Origin of the sequence: Streptomyces sp. CB02009, from assembly GCF_001905825.1 — a bacterium.
Taxonomy (GTDB): Bacteria; Actinomycetota; Actinomycetes; order Streptomycetales; family Streptomycetaceae; genus Streptomyces.
The window spans coordinates 378,904-397,581 of the sequence record NZ_LIVV01000001.1 but is presented as its reverse complement, the minus strand read 5'-3'; the positions used below and the strand labels follow the sequence as shown (position 1 = coordinate 397,581).

Here is an 18,678-nt window from a genome sequence, read left to right as displayed (position 1 = left end):
GCTCCGCCCGTGCCCGCGTCAGCCCAGACGGATGTGGTCCACCGCCCAGTACCAGTTGTTTCCGGCGTCGTACATCCGGAAGCGGAGGGACACCGCGCGGGCGCCCGCCGGGACCGTGAGGTCCTTGCCGACCGCGATGTTCTCGGCGTCCGCCGAGCCGGGGCCGTACCGCAGCACGATCTGCTCCTCGCCGGAGTCGAAGACCGCGCGGACCTCGGCCTTCTGGTCGCCCTCCTGCCGGTAGTGGGAGTCGAAGTCCACCCGCAGGGTCGTACGGCCCGCCGGGATCGGGACCGTGGGCGAGACCAGCGTCGAGTCGAAGCGGCCCTTGCTCGCGGGCGCGCCGGTGTCGTCCCAGTCGTCCGGGTCGGCGACCGCGACGATGCCGAGGCCCCGGGTGAAGTTCGGCCGGTTCTGGGCGCCGGCCGACCAGGCGCGGCGGGTGTGGAAGGTCCAGCCCTGGAACATCGGCGTGCCCTGCGGCATCGCGGCCGCGTTCACGACCGACCAGCCGTCCGGCGCCGTCGCCGTCCAGCCGAGCACCTGACCGCGCTTGACCAGCTTCCCGGCGAGGGACTGGAAGTCCTCCGCGAGCAGACGACCGCTCATGGACGGGGCGATCCGGGCCTGGATCTCGCCGTCGGCGAGGCGCAGTCCGTCCGCCGCCCGGCCGCGGGCGACCGCGAGCAGCCGGGCGGAGCCGTACGCGGGGGCGTCGGCGGGCGCGGTGACGTCCCAGCTCGCGACCGCCGAGGAACCGGCGGGCAGGGTCCGCGGCGGGGTGTCCGCGACGGGCTTCGCCGTCCATCCCCGGGGGGCCGCGAAGGCGAGGACCACATCGTGGAGGTCGACGGGGCCGTGGTTGGTCACGGTGGCGGTGAACCGGGCCGTGGTCCCGCCCGCGACGACCGGCTCGTCGCCGGCGGCGGTGGTGACCTCGACGGCGAGGGCGTCGGGGAGGCCCATCGCCGGATCGGTGACACCGCGGGTACGGCCCCGGTCGCGGCCGTGGTGGCGGTCCTGGTCCCGGTCGGCGAAGCGGCCGGCGAAGCGGCGCAGGAACCGCGGGTCGTCGGCGGCGCTCACGGCGATGTCGTACCAGCGCTCGGCCGGCACCCGCAGCTTCACGGTGCGCTCGTCGCGCGCGCCGATCCGGACCTCACGGACTCCGCCGCCGTACGCGAGGTCGCCGACGAGCACGGTGCGGGAGCGCCGGCCGCGGTTCTCGATCTCGATCTCCACGTACGCGCGGTCGCCCTCGGACTCCTCCTTCAGGCGGGCCTCCAGCGCGTCGCCGGCGTCGCCGCGCAGCACCCACAGCGAGCCGTTGGGGCCGTGGACCCGCAGGTCGTAGGCATCGCCCTGGAGCGCGCGGGCGCCGGAGAGCCGCTCGCCCGCGCCGACGGTGTAGAAGTCGGGGGTGCTGCCGGGCTCCGCGTACACCTGGAAGACGGCGGCCTGGCGGCCCTTGTTGCGCAGGTCGAGCGCGACCTCGCCGCCGCGGACCCGGGAGCGCAGCGACAGGGCGTACGGCACGGGGCGGGCGGGCCGGGTGCCGCGCCGCTGGCGCGGGAAGAACTGCGGCGAGGGGACGGCGATGGACGGCTTGCCGGAGGCGGCGTCGCCCTTCGCCACGTTGCCGTCGGTGTCCGGCAGTTCGGGCCGGGCGACGTCCTGGCCGGAGAAGTCGAAGACGGACGTCAGGTCGCCGGAGACGGAACGGCGCCAGTCGCTGATCTGGGGCTCGCGCACGCCGAAGCGCCGCTCCAGGAAGCGGATGACGGAGGTGTGGTCGAGGACGGTGGAGTCGACGACACCGCCCCGGGTCCACGGGGACACGACGACCATCGGCACCCGGAGGCCGAGGCCCATGGCGTGCGGCCCCGAGACCAGGGTCTCCCCTGCGGGCAGGGTGTCCGACCAGCCGAGGCCGCCGTCGGCGCTGCGCACCCGGTAACGGCCGTCCTGGGAGACGACCCGCATCGCGACGGCGCCGTCGGCCTGCTTCACCCGGACGACCACCTCGCCGTCCACGGACATGGTGGCTTTGCCGCGGTCGGCGGAGAGCGGCGGCACGGGCGGCATGCAGTGGTCGAAGAAGCCGCCGTGCTCGTCGTAGTTGAGGATGAAGACGGTCTTGGCCCACACCTCGGGGTGGTCCGCCAGCGCCTCGATCAGTCGGGCGGTGAGGTCCTCGCCGAACGGCGGGGGCCAGCTGGCGTGCTCGGACAGGGCCTCAGGGGCGACGATCCAGGACACCTGCGGCAGGCGGTCGCCCGCCACGTCGGCGCGGAACGCCTCGACGAGCGCGTCGCCCATCTTGTGCCCGTCGCCCTGGTCGGCGGCGGCGCCGACCATCGCCATGCCCCGGTCGTGGAGCGGTTCGCCGGGCTCGGCCTGCTGGAACGGCCGGAACCAGGCGAGGGCGTTGTCGTCGTAGTTGTCCCGGGCCTGGTACGTCTTCCAGCTGACACCGGCTTTCTGGAGGCGCTCGGCGTAGGTGGTCCAGGTGTAACCGCCGGGAATGACGGTGTTGTTGTAGACGACCGTGTCGTTGACCGTGCCGCCGCTGGTGCCGGTCATGAAGTGGTCGCGGTTGGTGTTGGTGTTGCACTGGACCGACGCGTGGTACTGGTCGCAGACCGTGAAGGCGCCGGCCAGCGCGTTGTAGAACGGCATGTCGGCGGGCTCGTAGAAGCCGTGGCCGAGCCAGCCGCTGCTGCGGCCGGTGACGTAGCCGTCGGCCCGCCCGTCGTTCCAGAGCGGGAAGGAGTCGACGAACCCGAAGGCGGGGGCGCCGTTGCGGTAGGCGTTGGTGTGGGCCGCGTTCATCGCGAAGGGAACGAGGTGGCCCTCGGGGCGGGAGGGGTCGGGCTGGTGGAAGACCGACCTGCCGTTGACGCCGCGGACGGCGGTGCGGTCACCGAGGCCGCGGACGCCGGGCAGGGTCCCGAAGTAGTGGTCGAAGGAACGGTTCTCCTGCATCAGGACGACGACATGCTCGATGTCTTCCAGCCGGCCGGGGCGGGCGGGCGCGGCAAGGGCCTCGCGCACGCTGAACGGCAGCGAGGCGAGCGCGGCGGCGCCGGCGGCACCGCCGAGCAGCGTGCGGCGGGAGACGTCGGGGGAGGGAGGCATGACGGGGGACTCCTTGGATCTTTCGCATCGGGACCCTCTGTGGTCCAGACCCGTTATGTCTAGGAGATCGTGGAGTCCCGGGCGGGGGCTGCCGGTGAACGGGAGACGAACACCGCCTACGCGTCCGCCCGCACCGCCCCGGTCCTGATACGGGGTCCGGCCCGGGACGCGGCGGGACGCCGAGGGCGGGCGCCGGGGTCCGGCCCGGAGCGGCCTTCGCCGCGACCCCGTTGTCAGTGCCTCGCGATAGCTTCGATCTTGTTCGAGCGGTTGCGCGAGAGGGGCGAATTCGTGGGTTTCGAGCATGCGTTGAGGGTCGTTCTGGTCGATGTCAACGCCGAGGTGGTGGCGGCCTGGCGGTCCGCGTTCGCGGACACGCCCGAGGTGGAGATCCGGCGCGGATCCCTGCTCGACGTCGATGTCGACGCGTGGGTGTCCCCCACCAACGCACGGGGCCGGATGGACGGTGGCGTCGACGCCGTCGTCAAGCGCCACCTCGGCGCAGGCATCCAGGTGAGGGTGCAGCGGGCGATCCGCGACCGGTTCGGCGGGAGCCTGCCGGTGGGCAGCGCGGTGTGCGTACCGTCCGGCGCGGCCGTACCCCGGTACCTGATATCGACGCCGACCATGCGGCAGTCCTCGCAGAACGTCAGCGAGACGATGAACGTGGCCCTGGCGTGCGCGGCGGCGTTCCAGGCGGTGCACCTGCAGAACCGGGTGAAGCCGGGCAGCATCAGGTCGGTGGCGCTCGTGGGGATGGGCGCGCAGACGGGCCGGGTGCCGGCGGGGGTGTGCGCCAACCTGATGTGGACGGGCTACGCGCTCTTCCACGACCACGGGTTCACGGACTACGACGAGTTGAGGGCCGCGGTGCTCGGGCAGCTCGACGACATCGAGGGAGCGGGGTCCGCACGGCGGGTCCGGATCAACGTCCCGCAGCGACGTTCCTTTCGCCCCTGACGCGAAGGCTCCGCAGGCCGGCACCGGCCAGGGCGAGGCCGCCGGAGGCGACCTCACCGATTCCGTACAGCCTGCCGGTGCGCCCGAGGGGGCAGCCGGTCCGATCTCCGGGAGTTCTGCCGAAGTGAACGATGACGATGTGACGGCCGCCGGCGGTACGGGTCCCTCCGCCGGGGACCCGCTGGGCCTCGCCGAGCTGTTCACCGGTGGCGGTGAGCCGTGGCTCCCGCTGCTGGCTCCGGTGATCGAGGCGCAGCCGGGGGCCGCCGACTTCATCGGTCCGAAGCGCAGTCCGGAGGTGGTTCCGGTGCGCGAGCTGACGTTCCAGGCGTTGAAGCCCCATCCGCCGCACAAGTGGAAGGTGGTCGCCTTCGGGCAGAACCCGTACCCGCGGGCGGAGAGCGCGACCGGCATCGCGATGTTCGACAACACCTTCAACGACTGGAAGGACAGCCAGTTCGGCCGTGTGGTCAGCATCCGCTGCATCATCAAGGCCGCCGCGATGTGGAAGTACGGCATCGTCAAGAAGACGCCGATCGCCGACGTCCGGGCGCTGCTGAAGAAGGAAGCCACCGTCGCGCCGCCCGAGTGGTTCCAGGCGATGCTCACCCAGGGCGTGCTGCTGCTCAACGCCTCGCTCACGGCGAGCGCGGACGGGGCGCTGCCGACGGACCGTCACACCTCCTTCTGGCGGCCGGTGGCCGAGCAGATCGTCGAGGAGATCCTGCGGGCGAAGCAGGGCGCCGCGGAGGAGGACCGGGGTGTGGTGTTCGCCTGGTGGGGCGCGCACGCCCGGAGCCTGAAGAGGGTCGTCCAGCGGCTGGAGAAGAAGTATCCGGGGGTCGAGGTCCGGCACCTCGACCACGCGAACCCGGCCGCCCAGGGCGACATCTTCTGCGACGGGGACCACTTCGCCCAGGTGAACGACGCGCTGGCCGCGGTGGGCGCCGAGCCGGTCGACTGGTTGCCGAGCAAGGGCTGGGACCGGAGGCCCTCGGGCGCGGGCGGCGCGGAGGGCGGGGACGTCGCGGAGCGGATGGGGGCGTTCATCGCCTCGACGATGGAGCTCCACCAGCTCTATCTGGAACGCCTCACGAGCGTCAAGGACGAGGGACTCGTCCTTCCGGCCGTCACCGGGGTGTTCGACACGCCGCTGATGGACTTCCGCAAGGCCGTCGAGCCGGTGTCGCGGGTCCTCGCCCGGCTGGACCGGCACATCGAGAGGTCGAGCGTGTTCGGCGAGTCGAAGATCGCCGAGGGGGCGCTCGGGGACTCCGCGTACGGGGAGGGGCTCTCCGCCGACGCGATCGCGGCGCTGCACCTCTACACCTGCGAGTCGGCGTTCTACCGCGAGATCAACGCCGTCCTGCGGTCCCCCGACCGGGAGCGGCTGGTCCCCTACCTGCCGTATCTGCGCCTGCTGTTCTCCGCGATGGAGTCACTGCCCGCGCAGACCCGGCCGCTGTGGCGCGGTGTGGCCCTGGATCTGCGGTCGCAGTATCCGCTGGGGCAGACGGTGACCTGGTGGGGCGTGTCGTCGTGCACGTCCGAGCTGGGCGTGGCGAAGGCGTTCCTCGGGAGCCGCGGCCGGCGGACCCTGTTCGAGGTCACGCCGGCGCGGGCGGTGGCGATCCGGCGGTTCTCCGCGTTCACGGGCGAGGAGGAGTACATCCTCGCGCCGGGCACCCGGCTGAAGGTGACGGAGGTGAAGGCGGAACGCGGCGGGCTCTGCACCGTGCGGCTGACCGAGCTGGAGGGTGCGGGCCTGGTGTCCTAGCGGCCTGATGCCCCGGCGGCCCGGTGTCCTGGCGTGCCGTCAACACTTCACACCAGCCCCCGACAAAACCCAACTCGGGTTCCTGTCGGGGGCGTTGTGCGTTCAAGGCCTGAATGCGCGAACCCTTGACGCCTCTGGTTCAGACCTTTACTTTTGCCGCTCAGAAAGTGGAACGGCGTTCATGTCCTTGAACAGCCTGGTCGACCCGGTGGATCCGCCGGAGGCGCCGCCGCCCGGCCCCGCCCACCGCCGGACCCTCCCCCACCCGAGAGGACCCCCACATGCACCGGACCCGTCTGCCCCTCACGGCGGCCGCCCTCGCCCTCGCCGCCGGCGGCCTCACCGTCGCCACCGACGCCCCCGCGGAGGCCGCCGCCGGCCGGATCACCGGCATCGCCGGCAAGTGCGTCGACGTCGCGGGGGCCAACCCCGCGAACGGCACCCCCGTCCAGCTCTACGACTGCAACGACACCGCCGCCCAGACCTGGGACGTGGGCGCCGACGGCACCGTCAAGGCCCTCGGCAAGTGCCTGGACGTGACCTCGGGCGGTACGGCCTCCGGAACGACGGTCCAGCTCTGGGACTGCAACGGCTCCGCCGCGCAGCGCTGGACCGTCACCGCGGCCCGCGACCTCGTCAACCCGCAGGCCGACAAGTGCCTCGACGCCACGGGCAACAGCTCGGCCAACGGCACCCGGCTGCAGATCTGGACGTGCACCGGCGCCGCCAACCAGAAGTGGACGGCGCCTCCGGCCGGCGGCACCGGACCCGCCCCGGGCGGGAACATGGCGGTCGCGCCGTACCTCTACAACGGCTGGGGCAGCCCGCCCAGCCCCACCACCGTCATGAACGCCACCGGCGTCAAGTGGTTCACGCTCGCCTTCGTCCTCAGCAACGGCTACTGCAACCCGCAGTGGGACGGCGGGCGCCCCCTCGTCGGCGGCGTCGACCAGCAGACGGTCAACACGGTCCGGGCGGCCGGCGGCGACGTCATACCGTCCTTCGGCGGCTGGAGCGGCAACAAGCTGGAGAGCTCCTGCTCCAGCGCGGGCGAACTCGCCGCCGCATATCAGAAGGTCATCAACGCGTACGGCCTCAAGGCCATCGACATCGACATCGAGGCCGCCGCCTACGACAGCCCCACCGTCCAGCAGCGCACGGTCGACGCCCTGAAGACGGTCAAGGCGAACAACCCCGGCCTGAAGGTGTACGTCACCTTCGGGACCGGCCAGAACGGACCCGACACCAGCCTCGTCAACCGCGCCGCCGCGGCCGGTCTCACCGTCGACAGCTGGACCATCATGCCGTTCAACTTCGGCGGCAACGGACAGAACATGGGCGCCCTGACCGTCCGCGCGGCCGAGGGACTCAAGACCGCGGTGAAGAACGCGTACGGCTACAGCGACGACCAGGCCTACCGCCACACCGGCATCTCCTCGATGAACGGCGTCACGGACGTGGGCGAGACCATCACCCAGGCGGACTTCCGCACGATCCTCGCCTACGCCCAGCAGCGGCACCTGGCCCGGCTGACCTTCTGGTCCGTCAACCGCGACCGGCCCTGCACCGGCGGCGGCGCCGACACCTGCTCCGGAATCGGGCAGCAGGCCTGGGAGTTCACCCGGATCCTCGCGGCCTACAACGGCTGACGCACACCCACGGGCCCCGTTCCTCGCGGCCTGCAACGGCTGACGCACACCCACGGGCCCCGTTCCTCGCGGCCTGCAACGGCTGACGCACGCCCCGGGCCCCCCTCCGTACCCCCCTCCCGTCCCCACCAAGGAGATCCATGTCCGCCCCCACCTCCCCGCCGCGGGGCGCCGCACCCCGGCGTCCTGCCCGCGCCCGCCCACGACCCCGGCGCCTCGCGGCGGTCCTGGCCACCGGCGCGGTGCTCTGCTCGGCCCTCGTCGCCCTCTCCCCCGGATCGCCCGCCGCCGCCGTCTCCCCCGGATCGCCCGCCGCCGCCGTCTCCCCCACCGGGGCGGAGGCCGCCGCGGCCGAGATCCCCACCGGCACCGTCACCTTCGTGAACGCCGGCAGCGGCAAGTGCCTCGACGCCCGCGCCGCCGCGACCGCCAACGGCACCGCAGTCCAGCAGTACGCGTGCAACGGGACCACCGCCCAGCAGTGGACCGTCGCACCGACCTCGGACGGCCACGTCCGGATCGGCGCCCGCGACGACTCCGCCCAGGTGGTCGACGTCAGCGACGTCTCCACCGCCGACAACGCCGCCGTCCACCTGTGGACCTACGGCGGAGGCCTCAACCAGCAGTGGCGGGCCGTCGACGAGGGGGGCGGCGCCTTCCACCTCGTCAACCGCAACAGCGGGAAGTGCCTGGACGTCCCCGCCGCGTCCACTGCCGACAGCGTGCGGCTCGTCCAGTACACCTGCAACGGCACGGCGGCCCAGCGCTTCCAGGTGACGCCGGTCGGCACCGCGCCCAGCGGCGTCGACCTCGGGCCGAACGTCGTCGTCCTCGACCCGTCGATGCCCTCGGCGACCGTCCAGGGCCGACTGGACACCATCTTCCGGCGCCAGGAGACCAACCAGTTCGGGCCGGAGCGGTACGCCGTCCTGTTCAAGCCGGGCACGTACAACAACGATGTCAACGTCGGCTTCTACACTCAGGTCCTCGGTCTCGGCCCGTCGCCCGACTCCGTGACGATCAACGGCGCCGTGCACGTGGAGGCCGACTGGTTCCCGCCGCAGAACGCGACCCAGAACTTCTGGCGCGGCGCCGAGAACCTCTCCGTCACCCCGACCGGCGGCACCGACCGCTGGGCCGTGTCCCAGGCCTCGGCGTACCGCCGGATGCACGTCCGCGGCAACCTCGAACTGAGCGACGGCGGCTGGTCCAGCGGCGGCTTCATGGCCGACACCAAGATCGACGGCCAGGTCCGCTCCGGCACCCAGCAGCAGTGGCTGACCCGCAACTCCCAGCTCGGCTCCTGGACGGGGTCGAACTGGAACATGGTCTTCGTCGGCAGCCAGGGCGTCCCCGGCACCAGCTTCCCCAACCCGCCCCACACGACCGTGGACCGCTCCCCCGTCGTCCGCGAGAAGCCGTTTCTCACGGTGGACGCCACCGGGGCCTACAAGGTCGTCGTGCCCGCCCCGCGCACCGACTCCACGGGCACCACCTGGGCGGCCGGCGGTGCTCCCGCCGCGACCCAGCTGCCCATCGACCGCTTCCACGTGGTGAAGCCGGGCGCGACCGCGGCCCAGATCAACGCCGCCCTCGCCGCGGGCAAGGACCTCCTGGTCACCCCCGGCGTGTACCACCTCGACCAGACCCTCCGGGTCACCCGCCCCGGCACCGTGGTCCTCGGCCTCGGCCTCGCCACCTTCGTCCCCGACCACGGCATCACCGCGATGACCGTGGCCGACGTCGACGGCGTCAAGATCGCCGGTGTCCTCTTCGACGCCGGCACGGTCAACTCGCCGACCCTGCTCGAGCTCGGTCCCGCCGGATCGTCCGCCTCCCACGCGGCCGACCCGACCTCGCTCCACGACGTGTACTTCCGCGTCGGCGGCGCGGCCGTCGGCAAGGCCACCACCAGCCTGGTCGTCAACAGCGACCACGTCATCGGCGACCACCTGTGGGTCTGGCGCGCGGACCACGGCACGGGCGTCGGCTGGAACACCAACACGGCCGACACCGGCCTCGTCGTCAACGGCGACGACGTCACCATGTACGGCCTGTTCGTCGAGCACTACCAGAAGCACCAGACCGTCTGGAACGGCAACCGCGGCCGGACGTACTTCTACCAGAACGAGATGCCGTACGACCCGCCCAACCAGGCCGCCTGGATGAACGGTTCGACCCAGGGCTACGCCGCCTACAAGGTCGCCGACTCGGTCACCAGCCACCAGGCCTACGGACTCGGCAGCTACTGCTACTTCAACGTCAACCCGGGCGTCGCCGCCGAGCACGCCATCGAGGCCCCCGTCCGGCCCGACGTGCGCTTCCGGAGCATGGTGACCGTCTCCCTCGGCGGGACCGGCACCATCCGGCACGTCGTCAACGACCGCGGCGGCCCGTCCAACTCCTCCACCAACGTGGCGAACCTGGTGAGCCACCCATGAGACGACACCTGATACGGCTCCTCGGCCTGATGGCCCTCGTCCTCGGCCTCGGTGCCGTCGGACCCGCCCAGGCCGCCCCGACAGCACCCGACTTCCGTGTCATCGCGTTCTCCAACGGCACCTGGGACGCCGCCCACATCGACTTCGTGAAGGAGGCCGACGACTGGTTCGCCCGGACGGCCGCCGGCCAGAACTTCTCCTACACGACGACCACCGACTGGAACCTGCTGGCCAACGGCGGCGTCGACGCGTACGACGTCGTCCTCTTCCTCGACGACGCCCCGCAGAGCGCCGCCCAACGCGCGGGATTCGAGCGGTACATGCGCAACGGCGGCGGCTGGCTCGGCTTCCACGTCTCGGCGTTCACGACGAACGCCGCCGGCTGGAACTGGTATTACAACCAGTTCCTGGGCAGCGGGAACTTCCGCTCCAACACCTGGGGGCCGACCACCGCCGTCGTCCGTACGGAGAACGGCTCCCACCCGGCCGCGGCCGGTCTGCCCACGACGTGGACCACCGCCGTCAGCGAGTGGTACAGCTGGTCGAACAACCTGCGGTCCAACCCGTCGATCAAGGTGCTCGCCTCGGTCGACCCGGTCAGCTTCCCGCTGGGCACCGACCCGAACCAGTCCTGGTACAGCGGTGACTACCCGCTCGTGTGGACCAACACGCAGTACCGGATGCTGTACGCGAACTTCGGCCACAACGCCATGAACTACTCCACCGGCACCCGGCTCTCCTCCACCTTCGCCAGCCCCACCCAGAACCGTCTCCTCCTCGACGGCCTCCGCTGGCTGGCGGGCGCCGGCACCGCCCCGCCCGACCCGTTCCCCGGGGACTCCTGGTACACCCTCACCGCCGAGGCGAACGGCCTGTGCGTCGACGTCAGGGCGGCGGGCACGGCCGACGGCACACCCGTCCAGCAGTACACCTGCAACGGAACCCGGGCCCAGCAGTTCCGCCTCACCCCGACGAGCGACGGCCACACCCGGATCGGCGTCCGCACCGCCCCCCAGCAGTCGGTCGACGTCACGGACCGGTCGACGGCCGACGGGGCGCCCCTGCAGCTGTGGGCCTACGGAGGCGGCACCAACCAGCAGTGGCTCCCGGTGGCCGAGCCCTCCGGCCGGTACCACTTCGTCGCCCGCCACAGCGGCAAGTGCCTCGCCACCACCGGCACGGGCGCGGTCGGCGCCGCCCTCGTCCAACGCCCCTGCGACGGATCCCCGGCGCAGAGCTTCCGCCCCACCGCGACGCCCTGACGGTCCCCCAGGGCATCCCGCCCCCGCGTTCCCCGGACACACCGTGCCGGGGGACGCGGGGGCCTCGCGTCCACGCGGTGCCCGGATACCGCCGCCCCCCGGGCGGCGGTATCCGCATGCGCGCCCGGCGCCCCCGAACGATCATCCGTACATGGCAGGAACTCCCCCACGCCCCCGGCCGTCCGGTGCCGCCGACGCCCCCGCACCCCGTCGGAAGCGCGCGCCCGCGGCACGGCCGGCCGCGGTGTCGCTAGGCTTCGTCGGCCGGACCTCCCGAAGCACGCCCCGCCGTTCCGCTCGACCCGCAGCAGGGAGCCAGATGGGCCGCCGCCTGATCCTTCGATGCCGTGCCGTCCTCGTCACCACGGTGTTCGCCGCCGTGGCGGCGGCGAGCGCGCCCGCGGTGCCGCTGGCGGGGGCCACCGCGCAGGCGGCCACGCCCGCCCCCGGCCCACGGCACGCGTCCGCCGGGTCGGGCACGCCAGACGCCGGGTCGGTCACGCCAGGCGCCGGGTCGGTCACGCCGGGCTCCGGCGCCCGGGCGTCCGCCGCCGACGCCTCGTCCGCCCTCTTCGACCCCGCGCCCGCCCGGGCGAGCCTGGAGCGCCTGCTGCCCTCCCACGCCTCGCAGTTCACCCTGCTGCCGGTCGCGGAACCCGCCTCGGGCGACTCCTTCACCGTCTCGGGCACGGCCGGGGCGATCGAGGTCCGCGGCACCTCCCCCGCCACGCTCCTCACCGGCGTCGGCTGGTACCTGGAGCGGATCGCCGGGGTCGACCTGGGATGGCCCGGCTCCAGTGTCGGCCGGCTGCCCGACACGCTCCCCGCGGTCGCCACGCCCCTCACCCGGTCGGCCTCCGTGCCCCACCGCTACGCCCTGAACGACACCGACGAGGGGTACTCGGGCGCCTACCGCGACTTCGCGTCCTACCGGCACGACATCGACCTGATGGCGCTCCACGGCGTGAACGAGGTGTTCGTACCGACCGGGGCCGAGTACCCGTACTACCGGGCCCTGCAGGAGTTCGGCTACAGCGCGGCGGAACTGCGCGCCTGGATCCCCGCCCCGGCCCATCAGGGCTGGTGGCTGCTGCAGAACCTGTCGGGGTTCGGCGGGCCCGTCTCCGAACAGCTCGTCGAGGCCCGGGCGGCGCTCGGCGGGCGGATCGCCGGCCACCTCCGCTCGCTCGGGATGACGCCCGTGCTGCCGGGCTTCTTCGGCACCGTGCCGGCCGGCTTCGCCGCGCGGAACGCCGGGGCGGTCACCGTTCCGCAGGGCACGTGGGTGGGCTTCGCCCGGCCCGACTGGCTGGATCCGACCGGGCCCGTCTTCGCCCGGCTCGCCGCCTCCTACTACCGCTTCCAGCAGGAGCGGTTCGGTGCGAGCGACATGTTCAAGATGGACCTGCTGCACGAGGGCGGGGTCGCGGGCGGGGTCGACGTCGCGGCCGCCGCCGGGGCCGTCCAGCGGGCCCTGGACACCGCGCGTCCCGGCGCTGTCTGGGTCATGCTCGGCTGGCAGAACAACCCCACCCCGGCGCTCCTGAGCGGCGTCGACCGCCGCCGGGTCCTGATCGTCGACGGGCTCTCCGACCGGTACGACGGGCTCGACCGCGAGACCCAGTGGGGCGGCACGCCGTACGCCTTCGGCACGATCCCCAACTTCGGCGGCCACACCAGCATCGGCGCCAACACCGGCGCGTGGGCGGACCGGTTCCACGCCTGGCTCGGCAAGCGGGACAGCGCGCTGCGCGGGATCGCGTACCTCCCCGAGGCGACCGGCGCGAGCCCCGCCGCGTTCGACCTCTTCACCGAACTCGCCTGGCAGCCGGGTCCGGTCGACCGGAAGAGCTGGTTCGCCGAGTACGCCGCCCGGCGCTACGGCGGTGCGGATCCCCATGCGGCGGCCGCGTGGGAGCAGCTGCGCCTCGGCCCGTACAGCATGGCGTCCGGGACCTGGAGCGAGCCGCAGGACAGCCTCTTCGCCGCCCGGCCCGCTCTGACGGCCGCGACCGCCGCGAAGTGGAGCCCGAAGGCCATGCGGTACGACGCCGCGACGGTCGAGCGGGCGCTCGCGGAACTGCTCCAGGTGGCGCCCCGGCTGCGGACCACGGACGCGTACCGCTTCGACCTCGTGGACGTGGCGCGCCAGGCGCTCACCAACCGCAGCCGGGTCCTGCTGCCGCGCATCAAGGCGGCCTACGACGCCGAGGACCTGACGGGCTTCCGGGCGCTGGTGCGGGAGTGGCAGGGGCACGAGGAGCTGCTGGGGCGGCTCGTCGGCTCCGACGAACGGTTCCTGCTCGGTCCCTGGCTGGCCGACGCGCGGGCCTGGGGCGCCGACCCGGAGGAACGGGACGGGCTGGAGTACGACGCCCGCTCGATCCTCACCACCTGGGCCGGCAGGGGCCCGAGCGAGACGGGCGGTCTGCGCGACTACGCCAACCGTGAGTGGTCCGGCCTCGTCCAGGACGTCTACGCGCCGCGCTGGGCCGCCTACTTCGCGAGTCTCGACCGTGCGCTGGTGACCGGCACGGCCCCGGTCGCCGTCGACTGGTTCGCGCGGGACGACGCCTGGGCGCGCGGCCACCAGCGCTACCCGACGACGCCCACGGGCGACCCCTTCGCCCTGGCGGGCGAGGTGCGGGCGGCCCTGGCGGCATGACCGAGAACCGATGAGGACGAGGGAGAAGCCGTGACCGACGACGTCTGGCCGATGGTGCACGCCGAGCGGGCGGCGCTGATCGGCGACCTGACGCGGCTCGACGACGCGCAGTGGAGCAGGCCGTCGCTCTGCGACGGCTGGACCGTGCACGACGTGCTCGCCCATCTGGTCGACAACGCCCGTGCGACGCGCATCGGTTTCCTCACGGACCTGGTGCGCGCCCGGTTCGACTTCGACCGCCAGAACACGCGCGGGGTGGAACGCGCGCGCGGGACCACTCCGCAGGAGACCCTGGAGCGGTTCCGCCGGGTGGCGTCGAGGACGTCGGCGCCACCCGCTCCCCTGGACAGCCGGCTCGTCGAGGAGATCGTCCACGGGGAGGACATCCGTCGGCCCCTGGGCCTCGCCCGCGCCTACCCGCCGCGGGCCGTCGACCGGGCCCTCCGGCTCCAGGCGCGCACCCCGGTGTCGTTCGGCGGAGCGAAGGAGACCCTGTCCCGTGTCCGGATCACGGCGACGGACGCCGACCTGACGATCGGGACGGGGCCGGAGGCCGAGGGCCCCGCGCTGTCCCTGCTGCTCGCGGTGACGGGCCGCACGGCGGTGCTGACGGACCTCCGCGGTCCGGGGGTCGCCGCGCTGGCGGGTGGCTGAGGCGGCGGACGCCCGCCTGTCACCGGACACCGGACGGTCACCCGGAATCCGCCTTCCATACCTTCCGCAACCAGCCACGCGCAAGGTGTCGACCGGAGAATCCTGGCCGACGCATTAGACTGGCGGGCTGTTTGGCGTCGGATCGGAACAACCCGGGCAGACCCGGGCTCCGCCCGACGACCCGGACGTTGCCGGGAACGAGACGCGAGGTCCGATGGCAGCCACACCCGAGCACGGTGACACCACTCTGCTCCACGACGGGGATCCGTGGGAGGAGGAGTCCGGGAAGTCCGCCCGGTTCTCCGCCGGGCCCGCCGCCCCGGTGCGCACCCTCGTCGACATCTTCGAGGCCTCGGTACGGGCCTACCCCGACGAGCTCGCCCTGGACGACGGCACCGTCCGGCTGACCTACCGGGCCCTGGCCGCGGAGGTCGAGCGGCGCAGGCGCGCCCTCGCGGCCGCCGGTGTGGGGCTGGGCGACCGGGTGGGCATCCGGGTGCCGTCCGGGACGAACGAGCTGTACGCGTCCGTCCTCGCCGTGCTCGCCGTGGGAGCCGCCTACGTGCCGGTCGACGCGGAGGACCCGGACGAGCGGGCCGAGCTGGTCTTCGGCGAGGCCGGCGTGCGGGCCGTGGTCGGCGCGGAGCAGCGGATCGACGTCGTCGGGCGGGAGGCCGCGGCGGCCGCCGCGGCGCGCCCCGGGCCCGGCCACGACGCGTGGATCATCTTCACCTCGGGCTCCACGGGCAAGCCCAAGGGTGTGGCGGTCAGCCACCGCAGCGCCGCCGCGTTCGTGGACGCCGAGGCCGCGCTGTTCCTCGCCGACGAGCCGATCGGACCCGGCGACCGGGTCATGGCGGGCCTCTCCGTCGCCTTCGACGCCTCGTGCGAGGAGATGTGGCTGGCGTGGCGCTACGGCGCCTGCCTGGTGCCCGTCCCCCGGTCGCAGGTGCGCAGCGGCGCGGACCTCGGCCCCTGGCTGGTGGAGCAGGAGATCACCGTGGTCTCCACCGTGCCGACCCTCGCCGCGCTCTGGGACCCGGAGACCCTCGACGAGGTCCGGCTGCTGATCTTCGGCGGCGAGGCCTGCCCGCCCGAGCTGACCCAGCGCCTGGTCACCGAGGGCCGCGAGGTGTGGAACACGTACGGCCCCACCGAGGCGACCGTCGTCGCCTGCGCCTCCCTGCTGACCGGTGAGGAGCCGATCAGGATCGGCCTCCCGCTGAACGGCTGGGAGCTGGCCGTGGTCGACGAGTCCGGCGAGCCGGTGCCGATGGGCGGCAGCGGCCAGCTGGTGATCGGCGGCGTCGGTCTCGCCCGCTACCTCGACCCCGAGAAGGACGCGGAGAAGTACGCCCCGCTGGAGTCGCTCGGCTGGGAGCGCGCCTACCGCAGCGGCGACCTGGTCCGCGCGGAGCCGGAGGGGCTGGTCTTCCTGGGCCGCGGCGACGAGCAGATCAAGCTCGGCGGCCGGCGCATCGAGCTGGGCGAGGTGGACTCCGCCCTCCAGGGCCTGCCCGGTGTCGCCGGCGCGGCCGCCGCCGTCCGCACCGCGCGCAGCGGCAACCAGCTGCTCGTCGGCTATCTCGTCACGCAGGAGGGCTGGGACCACGCGGCGGCGGTCGAGCGGCTGCGGGCCGAGCTCCCCGCGGCCCTCGTGCCGCTCCTCGCGCCCGTCGCCGAGCTGCCCACCCGCACGTCGGGCAAGGTGGACCGGGACGCGCTGCCGTGGCCCCTCCCCGACCTGGAGACCACCGGTCCCGCCGAGCAGCTGTACGGCACGGAGGCCTGGCTCGCCGAGCAGTGGAGCGAGACCCTCGGGGTGGCCGTCACCGGCGCCGCCGACGACTTCTTCGCGATCGGCGGCAGCAGCCTCGCCGCCGCCCAGCTGACCACCCGGCTGCGCACCCGCTATCCGAGCGCGGCCGTCGTCGACATCTACCAGCAGCCGACCCTGCGCAAGCTGGCCCGCCGCCTGGAGAAGTCGGTCCAGGACGACGGGGCCGTACGGACGATTCCGCCGGTTCCGTTCCGGGCCGGGTTCCTCCAGAGCGTCCTGCTGCTTCCGCTGTTCACCGTGATCGGGCTCCGCTGGACGGTGGCGCTGCTCGCCCTGGGCAACGTCCTGCACCGGTTCGGGGCCTACCCGTGGGCGCCGACCGCCTCGTGGTGGGTGGTGGCCGCCGGTGCGGCGCTGCTGTTCAGTCCGCCCGGCCGGCTGGCGATCGCCGCGGGCGGCGCACGGCTGCTGCTGCGCGGGGTGAGGGCCGGCCGCCACCCGCGCGGCGGCAGTGTCCATCTGCGGCTGTGGACGGCCGAGCGGCTCGCCGAGTTCGTCGGCGCGACCTCGCTCACCGGATCCTGGCTGGAGCGGTACGCGCGGGCGCTGGGCGCCAAGGTGGGCCCCGACGTGGACCTGCACTCGCTGCCGCCGGTCACCGGCATGCTCAAGCTCGGCCGCGGCTGCGCCGTGGAGTCCGAGGTGGACCTCTCCGGCTACTGGCTGGACGGCGACCGGCTGGAGATCGGCCCCGTCAAGGTCGGCGCGGGCGCCGTGGTCGGCACGCGCAGCCTGCTGTTCCCCGGGGCGCGGGTCGGCAAGCGGGCCGAGGTGGCCCCCGGCTCGGCCGTGGCGGGGCAGATCCCGACCGGGCAGCGCTGGGCGGGCGCGCCCGCGGGCAAGCTAGGCAAGGCCAAACGGAACTGGCCCAAGGAGCGGCCGGCCCGCCCGCTCCACTGGCGGGCCGTGTACGGGGCCACCGGCTTCTTCCTGTCGGTGCTGCCGGTGCTCGCCGCCGTGCCCGCGCTGCTGGTCGTGAGCCGCTTCGTCCCCGCCGGCGCGGGGCTGGCCGAGGCGCTGCGGGGAGCGCTGCTCGCCGTGGTGCCCGGGGCCCTCGCCTACGGGCTCGCCTACGCCTCGCTCGTCCTCGTCCCGGTCCGGCTGCTGAGCCTCGGGCTGCGCACCGGCAGCCATCCGACGCACAGCCGGGTCGCCTGGCAGGCGTGGACCGTCACGCAGCTGATGGACCTGGCGCGCGAGACGCTGTTCCCGCTGTACGCCGGGCTGATCACCCCGGTCTGGCTGCGGCTGCTCGGGATGAAGATCGGGCGGGGCGCCGAGGTGTCCACGGTGCTCGCGCTGCCGAGCCTCACCACGGTCGGCGAGGGTGCCTTCCTCGCCGACGACACCCTGACCGCCCCGTACGAGCTGGGCGGCGGCTGGGTGCGGATCGGGCACTCCGAGATCGGCCGGCGGGCGTTCCTCGGCAACTCGGGCATGACCGCTCCGGGCCGCACGGTGCCGGACGACGGACTGGTCGGCGTGCTGTCGGCGACGCCGAAGAAGGCCAAGAAGGGCAGCTCGTACCTGGGCCTGCCCCCGGTCAGGCTGCCGCGGTCCGCGGCGGCCTCCGACCGGAGCCGTACGTACGACCCGCCCGCGCGGCTGCTGTGGGCGCGCGGACTCGTGGAGCTGTTCCGGCTGCTCCCGGTGTTCTCCTCGGCCGCACTGGCGGTGCTGACCGTGGCGGCCCTCTGCGCCCTGGCCACGGCGACCGGCCTGGGCGTCTGGGGCGCGGCGCTGCTGTCCGGGGCGGTCCTGCTCGCCGCGGGCGCGGCCGCGTGCCTGCTCTCGGTGGCGGCGAAGTGGCTGCTCGTGGGCCGGCACCGGACGGGCGAGCACCCGCTCTGGTCCGGCTTCGTGTGGCGCAACGAGCTGGCCGACACGTTCGTCGAGGTCCTCGCCGTGCCGTGGCTGGTCGGATCGGTGCCGGGCACCCCGCTGCTCAACCTGTGGCTGCGCGGGCTCGGGGCCCGGGTGGGCCGGGGCGTGTGGTGCGAGAGCTACTGGCTCCCCGAGACGGACCTGGTCGTCCTCGGTGACGCGGTCAGTGTGAACCGCGGGTGCGTCCTGCAGACTCACCTCTTCCACGACCGGATCTTGAGGACGGATACTGTGGTCCTCCGCGAGGGCGCCACTCTGGGTCCGGGCGGAATCGTCCTGCCCGGCAGTTCGGTCGGGGCCCGCAGCACGCTGGGTCCCGCCTCTCTCGTGATGGCCGGGGAATCCGTCCCCGCCGACACCCGCTGGCTGGGCAATCCGATCGAGGCGTGGCGGGCCTGAACGGGCAGC

The 18,678-nt window shown here is 73.5% G+C and carries 9 protein-coding genes; 8 read left to right on the top strand and 1 reads right to left on the bottom strand.

Features of this window, described 5'->3' with window-relative positions:
• Nucleotides 1-18 precede the first annotated feature (18 nt).
• A complete protein-coding gene (locus tag AMK27_RS01795; protein WP_073902251.1) occupies nt 19-3,138 on the bottom strand; it encodes a phosphocholine-specific phospholipase C in 3,120 nt (1,039 codons plus the stop codon).
• A 291-nt stretch (nt 3,139-3,429) separates the two neighbouring features.
• On the opposite strand from AMK27_RS01795, the gene AMK27_RS01790 reads away from it, so the two are divergent.
• The 8 genes from AMK27_RS01790 (at nt 3,430) to AMK27_RS01755 (ending at nt 18,669) form a co-directional block, all read left to right on the top strand.
• On the top strand, nt 3,430-4,098 hold the full coding sequence (locus AMK27_RS01790; protein WP_073903812.1) for a macro domain-containing protein: 669 nt from the start codon (nt 3,430-3,432) through the stop codon (nt 4,096-4,098).
• Nucleotides 4,099-4,222: 124 nt separating this feature from the next.
• Nucleotides 4,223-5,875 (top strand): ADP-ribosyltransferase domain-containing protein, encoded by a 1,653-nt coding sequence (locus AMK27_RS01785; protein ID WP_073902250.1) that lies wholly within the window; start codon nt 4,223-4,225, stop codon nt 5,873-5,875.
• A 281-nt stretch (nt 5,876-6,156) separates the two neighbouring features.
• The gene (locus AMK27_RS01780) at nt 6,157-7,524 is read left to right on the top strand and encodes a chitinase (RefSeq protein WP_073902249.1); all 1,368 of its coding nucleotides are present in this window, start codon (nt 6,157-6,159) and stop codon (nt 7,522-7,524) included.
• A gap of 140 nt (nt 7,525-7,664) precedes the next feature.
• On the top strand, nt 7,665-9,965 hold the full coding sequence (locus tag AMK27_RS01775) for an RICIN domain-containing protein (RefSeq protein ID WP_107425454.1): 2,301 nt from the start codon (nt 7,665-7,667) through the stop codon (nt 9,963-9,965).
• Complete coding sequence (locus AMK27_RS01770; protein ID WP_073902248.1) at nt 9,962-11,227, top strand: ThuA domain-containing protein; 1,266 nt, start codon at nt 9,962-9,964, stop codon at nt 11,225-11,227. The genes AMK27_RS01775 and AMK27_RS01770 overlap by 4 nt, the downstream gene beginning before the upstream one ends.
• Nucleotides 11,228-11,546: 319 nt before the next feature.
• Complete coding sequence (locus AMK27_RS01765; RefSeq protein ID WP_107425453.1) at nt 11,547-13,892, top strand: alpha-N-acetylglucosaminidase; 2,346 nt, start codon at nt 11,547-11,549, stop codon at nt 13,890-13,892.
• Nucleotides 13,893-13,943: 51 nt separating this feature from the next.
• On the top strand, nt 13,944-14,546 hold the full coding sequence (locus AMK27_RS01760) for a maleylpyruvate isomerase family mycothiol-dependent enzyme (RefSeq protein ID WP_073903808.1): 603 nt from the start codon (nt 13,944-13,946) through the stop codon (nt 14,544-14,546).
• Nucleotides 14,547-14,760: 214 nt separating this feature from the next.
• Nucleotides 14,761-18,669 (top strand): Pls/PosA family non-ribosomal peptide synthetase, encoded by a 3,909-nt coding sequence (locus tag AMK27_RS01755; protein ID WP_073902247.1) that lies wholly within the window; start codon nt 14,761-14,763, stop codon nt 18,667-18,669.
• The last annotated feature ends 9 nt before the right edge of the window (nt 18,670-18,678 follow it).